Source organism: Streptomyces niphimycinicus, from assembly GCF_018883605.1.
Taxonomy (GTDB): Bacteria; Actinomycetota; Actinomycetes; order Streptomycetales; family Streptomycetaceae; genus Streptomyces; species Streptomyces niphimycinicus.
In genome coordinates this window covers 1-7,735 of record NZ_JAHLEM010000224.1, presented here as the reverse complement: position 1 = coordinate 7,735, position 7,735 = coordinate 1, and the positions used below count along the sequence as shown (strand labels likewise).

Sequence of the window (7,735 nt, the reverse complement as noted above, 5' to 3'; positions counted from 1 at the left end):
GGGCGGCACCGGGGGCGTAGAGCCCGGCGGGGGTGAGCGGGCCGGGCTCGGGCTCGCCTTCGGTGGGTGGCCCGGTGAGCTGCCGCTTGTCGCCCTTGCCGTCGTCGTCGCCGTCGGCCGCGCCGGAGGCGGGACCGGTGGCACCCGGGGACGGCGTAGGTGCCCCTTCCTCGCTCCGCGCCGGGGCCGTGGTCGCGGCGAACCACAGGGCGTCGCGCAACTCCTCCTCGGAGAGCTCGACGCCCGCGTCCTCCAGCAGGGCGCACAGCCGCTCGATCATTACGCGTCGACTTCGTTCAGCGAACGGAACAGCTTGTCGAGGACGTCCTGGTCGACCCGCACCCCGGAGGACCGCAGCCGGACCGCGTTGAGGAGTTGATCGGTGGCCAGCTCCCGCTCGTTGCGCCGGGACACGAAGTCGGCGATCAGCTCCTGGGCCCGGGCGCCGATCTCCTCGCCCAGATGCATGGTGACGATTTGCTGGAGCTGCCGCTCATCGGGCTGCTTGAGGTCGAGCCGGACGCAGCGGCGCAGAAACGCCGGGGGGAACTCGCGCTCGCCGTTGCTGGTGATGACGACGACGGGGAAGACGCGGCAGCGGACCCAGCCGCCGGGGATTGGGGTCTTCTTCCGGGACCCGGAGATCTGTACCCGGATCGCCTCGCCCTCCCCCAGACGGGCCAGTTCCGGAATCTCGAACTCGCCCTCCTCGAAGACCGTAAGGAGGTCATTGGGCAGGTCGACATCGCCCTTGTCGAGTTCGTCGATAAGCAGAACCCGTGGCTTGTCCTCCGGGAGCAGCGCGGTGCCGAGCGCGCCGAGCCGCAGATAGTCGCCGATGTCCGGCTCGGATTCGGTGCCCCCTGGGGTCTCGTCCGCGCGCCGCTTGAGGGAGGCTTCGCGCAGCCGCCCCACCGCGTCGTACGAGTAGAGGCCCTCGGTCAGCGTGGAGCGGCTGTTGACCGGCCAGTGCAGCACCTCGCCCAGCTTCAGCTCACGGGCGATGGCGTGGGCCAGGGTCGACTTGCCGGTGCCGGGGCGGCCGGTGACCAGCAGCGGGCGGTGCAGATGCAGCGCCATGTTGACGACGTCGCGGTCCTCGTCCGAGATCAGATACGGCAGCGCCCGCTCCTGGTCCCGGCGCCGCGCGTCCTCGCCGAAACGCCGCCACGGCGGGGCGGTGGGCCAGGTCTCCACCTCATGGGGCTCGGTGTCGCCGCCCTGGAAGAGCCGCCAGTCCTGTGCCATCTTCTTCGTCTCTCCTCAAGGTGCGGACAGGTCGAGTTGGTCGGGGAGCGGGCGGTGCGGATCGTCCCACAGCAGCGCCATATGGCGGCCATGGTGGCTCTCGTCGGCCTCGCTCGCCGACCGGAGCTTGCGCAGATGCTGGGGCAGGGACCGCAGCCGTTCGGTGCCGAGCAGGGCCGTCAACTCGGCCCGCGCGGCGGCGGCTTCCGCCTCGCCATGCCATATGAGGACGGGCACCCCGTCGAACAGGCAGGCGTTGAAGACATCCGACCGGGCCCGCGAGGGGGTGGTCAGCACCACGCCGGGAGCGTCCTCCTGCCCCTGGAGAACGCCGTGGACCTGCTTGAACGTGTCCAGGTGAGCGGGCAGCCACTCCAGATCCTCGGTCCCCGCCGAGTCGACCCGCTCCCACCGCCGCTTCCAGACGTGCCGCTGATTGTCCCGGAGTTCGGTGCAGCGCACCACGACGGGGTAATCCGTGCCGAGCGAGCGCTCCAGGGGCTTATCGGCGTCGAGCTGCCAGCGGTGCACGGCCAGTTCGAGGTCGGTGGAGGCCACGAAGAACTCCACGAGGGTGTCGCGCGTACGGGCATGTGCGCTCAGGAGGCCGTCGATGTCACGCTGTATCTCCTCCAGGGAGGCGGGGGTGTCCTCCTTGGCCAGGGCGTTGACGTCCTCGCCGCGCCGCGTCCACACCTCGTACCGACGCCGCTGTCCGGCACCGCTGGGCGGATGGAGCCGGATCTGGATGCTCCCCCAGCCATCGCTGGGAGGTGCCCCCTGATCCTGGGCGAGACCGGCGGCCTTGACGCCCTCGGCGTACTCCTCGGCCTCGCCGCGTCGCTCCATCAACTGGCCCTTGAGCCCCAGCCGTTCGGCACACCGCAGCGACCAGGCGCGCAGATCGGCCGCGACCGCCCCCTCGTCGACGGCCGCGAAACGCTCCACGACCCTGAGCAGTTGGGGAAGCTGATCCGGTTTGGGGAGCAGCTCCTCCAGCCCGTCGGCGAGCACGGCCGGATCGTGGAACGACAGATCGACGAGGCCGAACAGCGCGCGGGCCTCCTCGGCGACGTCGTACCGGCCCCGCTCGTCCAGCCGCCCCAGCAGCGCGACCAGCTCCGTGTACTCGGCGCGGGTCAGCCACTGGTCCTGCAACACATGGCACGCCTTGCGGATCTCGGTGCGGACCGGGGCGTGGGTGCTCAGCTCGGCGAGGAGGGTGACGGTGCCATGCGGATTTTCCAGCGCCCAGTCGACCAGTTCCTCGGCCGAGGGCGGCGTGGTGGCGGGCGGGCCGGTGGTGAACTGCTCGCAGAGCCGGGCGGCGACCCTCCCCGCCGATCCGGCCGGATCCGCCCCGAGCAGCCCGGACGCCTCCAGGACCAACGTCTCCCGGAACCGCCGCTTCTCCGGATCGAGGGGCGGGGCGGGCGGGCCGAGCCGGACCGTCCGCTCCCCCTGCTCCCAGTTGATGACGTGCATCGTCGGGTACTGCCGACTGCTCCCGGTCGCGCGCATCTGGGCGAACTCGTCCTGGACGCCCCTCCAGACCCGGTCCAGGTCCAGTCCCGCCCCGTCCGGGTCCCCGCCCCCGTCCCCGTCCGCGTCCGCGTCCGCGCCCGCCGCCTCGAGCTGTCGCAGCAGTGCGGAGGTGAAGCGCCCGGCGCCGTCCTGCTCCATGGCGACGGCCCCCGCCTGGCAGGCCCGCATCCAGAAGACCGGCCGATCGGATCTGGTCTGGGGCCAGTCGGTGAGCGGCTGTGGGATGTCGGCGAACTCGTGGCTGCCGGGGGGAAGGGCCTGCCGGCAGGCGTCGATGACCACGGTGACCCGGTCCACCGCGTCCCAGCGCAGATGGTCGGTGCGCACCAGGTCGACCAGGCTGTCGGCGTCGAGCCCCTGGAGGTCGGTGTCCGAGGTCTCGGGGTACAGCAGGCTCCACCGGCCGCCCCGGGCCTGCACGCCGTGCCCGGCCCAGTAGACCCACAGCCAGTCGTCGCCGTCGATGTGGCTGAGCCCCTCCCGGAAGACCTTGCGCACATTGGCGCGCTCGGCCGGGCGGTAGTCGGGGTGCGCCGCCTCCAGGGCCGCCCTGTTGCGCTCCATGGGCGAGGCCAGTAACTGGATGTTCTCCGGCGGTACGCCCCGCCGGGTCAGCCACTTCCGCATGCCGATGGCGTCGTGCACCGGGCCGTCGAGGTTCAGGGCGTCGCTGCCGTTGTACCGCTCGACCGCCACGATCACGGCATGGGTGCGGCGCCAGTCGTGCTCCACCGCTGTCACTTCGGCAGCTCCGGGGCCAGCAGTTCGTACAGCCGCTGGTGGGCGAAGTACGAGGTGTGGGCGCGCGGGAAGGGCTGGCGGGTGTTGACCCGCAGATCGGTGACCCGGTCGGGGAAGACCTTCTCCCCGACGAAACCGAGCAGATCCTGCTCATCGTAGACATTGATCCAGCGAGGAAAGCCGGTGGGCAGCGGCTCGCCGCGGCGCAGCGCGGTGAGCGCGTCCAGCTCGTAGAGGAACGGCGCCTGTGAGCCGACCGTCACCAGCAGGTCCACCCCGGCGGGCGGATCGGGCTCGGCGAGCAGATCGACGCAGGCGATACCGCCGAGGCTGTGCGCGAGCAGTACGACCGGGCCGCCCCCTGATGCGACCGCATCGCGCACCGCCTCCCGGATCGCGGCACGCACCCCGGCGCCGCGCACCTGGTAGCGGAGGATGTCGCCACTGGCCGGGACGGATCCCTTGGTGATCCCGCCACGGAAGGTATGGGCCAGTGAAGACAGCGGCGAGAGGTAGGAGTTGAGCGCCCGTACGGCCACGCCCTTCGCGGCACGGGCGGCGAATCCGCCCCGGCCGGTGCCGCCGAACTGACCGGTGAGCGCGCCGACGACGGTGTCCCGGTCGGCGCCGTCCACCGCGAGCGGCTCATCGTCGCCGTGCGGGCCCTCGGCCCGCTGGACCGCCAGGGCGTACACGGCGCGGGCCGCGATCGCCTCGATACCGTCGGCGGGCGGCGTACCGCCCAGGGTGCGGGAGATCTCCTGGGCCACGCGGCCACCGGCCGTGCCGAGGTGCGGCGCGAGGTCGGACACCAACGCGTCCAGGCTTCCCCCGCCGTCGGTCACCGCCTCCAGGCTCAGCCCGCGCGCCGTATCGGCGACGGCCTGCCAGGGGTCCTGACGGCCGGGGGCGAAACCGGCCCGCGCGCCTTGGCCGCGCCGCGCCTTCGCCGCCTCCGCGAACTCCCGCAGCTCGGCGAGCGGATCCACCTCCAGCAGCGCCCATACGGCCAGCGGATCGTCCTCGTCCAGCAGCTCGTCGGCGCCGACGCCGCGGTGCTTCGTCCGCACCGGGATCGACACCCCGTCCAGCCCCAGCGACGCCCCATGCTCCTCGCCCCAGAGGCAGCGGGCGACCCTGATCTCGGCTCTCACCCGCCCCAGGCCGCTCACGACCCGCGCGAAGCTCTTCTCGTACGACTTGGCCCGGACCCCCGTGCCGTGGACGAAGACGACGCTTGTCACCGATCCCCCCAGATCGTCCAGAACCCACCGCGGCCACGAGCCCATTACTTTAACCCGTGATGACCCCGTGTGACCCCCGGACTACGGGACTGTTGAAGGCTGGATTGCTCGATCGACTGGCGGGGGTCAGCCGCCCGAGGTGTCCAGCTCCGCGTCCGCGCCGACCCCGGCGCAGTCGTACGGGTCGTCCAGCCAGCCGTCGGGCAGCACCACGCGGTTGCGGCCCGAGGTGCGGCCGCGCGGGCCGTCGGCGCCGGGGGGCCACTCCTGGTCCAGGTCCAGCTCGGCCAGCAGGGCGTCCAGCTCGGCGAGGGACGAGGTGATCGCCAGTCGCTTGCGCATCTCCGAGCCGACCGAGAAGCCCTTGGTGTACCAGGCGACATGCTTACGGAAGTCGATCACGCCGCGCTCCTCGTCCGCCAGCCACTCGGCGAGCAGCTCGGCATGGCGGCGCATCACGGCCGCGACCTCCCTGAGGGTCGGCCGGGCGGAACCGGCCCCGCTGCCCGGTTCGAACGCGGCCACCAGGTCGCCGAAGAGCCAGGGCCGCCCGAGGCAGCCGCGCCCCACGACCACGCCGTCACAGCCCGTCTCGCGCATCATCCGGACCGCGTCGTCGGCCGACCAGATGTCGCCGTTGCCCAGCACCGGGATCTCCGGGACGGCCTCCTTCAGGCGGGCGATGGCCTCCCAGTCGGCGGTGCCGCCGTAGTGCTGGGCGGCGGTGCGGCCGTGCAGGGCGATCGCGGTCACGCCCTCCTCGACCGCGATCCGGCCCGCGTCGAGGAAGGTGATGTGGTCGTCGTCGATGCCCTTGCGCATCTTCATGGTGACCGGCAGCGGGCCCGCGGCGGTCACCGCCTCGCGCAGGATCGAACGCAGCAGATGCCGCTTGTACGGAAGCGCCGAGCCGCCGCCCTTACGGGTCACCTTGGGCACCGGGCAGCCGAAGTTGAGGTCGATATGGTCGGCGAGATCCTCGTCCACGATCATCTGGACGGCCTTGCCGACGGTCGTCGGATCCACCCCGTACAACTGGATGGAGCGCGGCTTCTCGCTGCCGTCGAAGTGGATCAGCCGCATCGTCTTGGCGTCCCGCTCCACCAGCGCCCGGGTGGTGATCATCTCGCTGACGAACAGCCCCTTACCGCCCGAGAACTCCCGGCACAGGGTGCGGAACGGAGCGTTGGTGATCCCGGCCATCGGTGCGAGAACGACCGGCGGCTGGACCATATGCGGTCCGATCCGCAGCCGCGTCCGCGGCTGATGCGGAGTCTGCGGCGGCTGCGGCGTCTGCGTCATGGGGGTCAGCTTCCTTGTGCGTACTACGGTGGGAAGAACGGGCCGGTCTCTTATTGTCCCGCACCCGCCAGAGGGACCGACAGGGCGGTTATGACCGCCGCACCGACAGTATCGATGTAGCGTTCAACCATGCGTGAGCTCAGCCATCGGCGGCGCATGCTCGTGCTGGCGATTTGCTGCATGAGCCTGCTGCTCGTCAGCCTCGACAACACCGTCCTCAACGTCGCCCTGCCCTCGATCCGAAGCGATCTGCACGCCTCGGTCTCCGGGATGCAGTGGACGATCGACGCGTACACGCTGGTCCTCGCCGCGCTGCTGATGCTCTCGGGCTCGACGGCCGACCGGGTGGGCCGCAAGCGCACCTTCCAGACCGGGCTGGTGATCTTCACCCTCGGGTCGGGGCTGTGCAGCCTCGCGCCCAATCTGGAGACGCTGGTCATCTTCCGCATGGTGCAGGCGATCGGCGGTTCGATGCTGAACCCCGTCGCCATGTCGATCATCACCAACGTCTTCACCGAGCCCAAGGAGCGGGCCCGCGCGATCGGGGTCTGGGGCGGGGTCGTCGGCATCAGCATGGCGGCCGGGCCGATCGTGGGCGGCGTGCTGGTGGAGTCCGTCGGCTGGCGCTCGATCTTCTGGATAAACCTTCCGGTCGGGATCGCGGCGCTGCTCCTCACCGCCCGCTACGTACCGGAGTCGCGTGCCCCCAAGCCGCGCCGGGCCGACCCCATCGGCCAGTTGCTGGTCGTCGCGGTGCTGGGCACCCTCACCTACGCGATCATCGAGGCGCCGGACCGCGGCTGGGACTCGCCGCTGATCGTGACCTTCGTGGCCATCGCCGCCGTGGGGCTCATCGCGCTGATCCGCTACGAGCTGCGGCGTGAGGAACCGCTGATCGATGTGCGGTTCTTCCACAGCGCGCCCTTCAGCGGGGCGACGGTCGTCGCGGTGTGCGCCTTCGCGGCCCTCGGCGGCTATCTCTTCATGAACACGCTCTATCTACAGGACGTACGAGGGCTCGACGCGCTGCACGCCGGGCTGTGGATGCTGCCTATGGCGTTCATGTGCTTCGTCTGCGCGCCGCTGTCCGGGCGGCTGGTGGGCGCCCGTGGGCCCCGGCCTTCGATGCTGGTGGCCGGGGTGGCCATAACGGCCAGCGGGGTGATGTTCGCCGTTTTCGACGTCCAGACGACCGATACCGGGCTGCTGCTCGGCTATGCGATGTTCGGCCTCGGCTTCGGCATGGTCAACGCGCCCATCACCAATACGGCGGTCTCCGGGATGCCCCGCTCCCAGGCCGGAGTCGCCGCGGCCGTCGCCTCCACCAGCCGCCAGGTGGGCCAGTCGCTCGGCGTCGCGGTCATCGGCGCGGTGCTGGCGGCGGGCGCCGCCTCCGCGGCGGTGGGCCGGACGGGGCACGCCGCCTCGCCCGCGGCCGCTGCCGCGTTCGTGGACGCCGCCCGTCCGGCCTGGTGGATCATCGCCGGATGCGGTGCCGTCATCCTGCTGCTGGGGATGGTGACCACGGGCCGCTGGGCCGAGAAGACGACCCGGCGCGCGGCCGCGCTGCTCGAGGAGAGCGCGCCGGCGGGACGGGCGTCGGCAGGCGCGAAGGCGTAGTTGGCGCGAGGGGGCGGGCGTCCGGCCCACGATGC

General features: G+C 71.6%; 5 protein-coding genes and 1 pseudogene. 1 reads left to right on the top strand and 5 read right to left on the bottom strand.

The window, feature by feature from the left end:
* The 5 genes and pseudogenes from KN815_RS20665 to dusB all read right to left on the bottom strand — a co-directional run.
* Positions 1-280: pseudogene (locus KN815_RS20665) on the bottom strand (hypothetical protein); the annotation flags it as partial.
* Entirely contained in the window at positions 280-1,248 is a 969-nt protein-coding gene (locus KN815_RS20660) for an AAA family ATPase (protein WP_216343429.1), read from the bottom strand. The pseudogene KN815_RS20665 and the gene KN815_RS20660, both read right to left, overlap by 1 nt.
* A gap of 15 nt (positions 1,249-1,263) precedes the next feature.
* Positions 1,264-3,534, bottom strand: coding sequence for a VMAP-C domain-containing protein (locus KN815_RS20655; RefSeq protein WP_216343428.1), 2,271 nt, complete (start codon positions 3,532-3,534; stop codon positions 1,264-1,266).
* Positions 3,531-4,778: a lipase family protein gene (locus KN815_RS20650; RefSeq protein ID WP_216343427.1), complete on the bottom strand. Its 1,248-nt coding sequence runs from the start codon at positions 4,776-4,778 to the stop codon at positions 3,531-3,533. Before KN815_RS20650 ends, KN815_RS20655 begins: the two co-directional genes overlap by 4 nt.
* Positions 4,779-4,904: 126 nt before the next feature.
* On the bottom strand, positions 4,905-6,080 hold the full coding sequence (gene dusB, locus KN815_RS20645) for a tRNA dihydrouridine synthase DusB (protein WP_216343426.1): 1,176 nt from the start codon (positions 6,078-6,080) through the stop codon (positions 4,905-4,907).
* Between the two features lie 129 nt (positions 6,081-6,209).
* Here dusB and KN815_RS20640 point away from each other — a divergent pair, with 129 nt between their 5' ends.
* Entirely contained in the window at positions 6,210-7,700 is a 1,491-nt protein-coding gene (locus KN815_RS20640) for an MFS transporter (RefSeq protein WP_216343425.1), read from the top strand.
* The last annotated feature ends 35 nt before the right edge of the window (positions 7,701-7,735 follow it).

Coding starts and splice junctions, on each gene's coding strand:
- KN815_RS20660 (WP_216343429.1), bottom strand. CDS start 1,248: ATGGCACAGGACTGGCGGCTCTTCCAGGGCGGCGACACCGAGCCCCAT.
- dusB (WP_216343426.1), bottom strand. CDS start 6,080: ATGACGCAGACGCCGCAGCCGCCGCAGACTCCGCATCAGCCGCGGACG.
- KN815_RS20640 (WP_216343425.1), top strand. CDS start 6,210: ATGCGTGAGCTCAGCCATCGGCGGCGCATGCTCGTGCTGGCGATTTGC.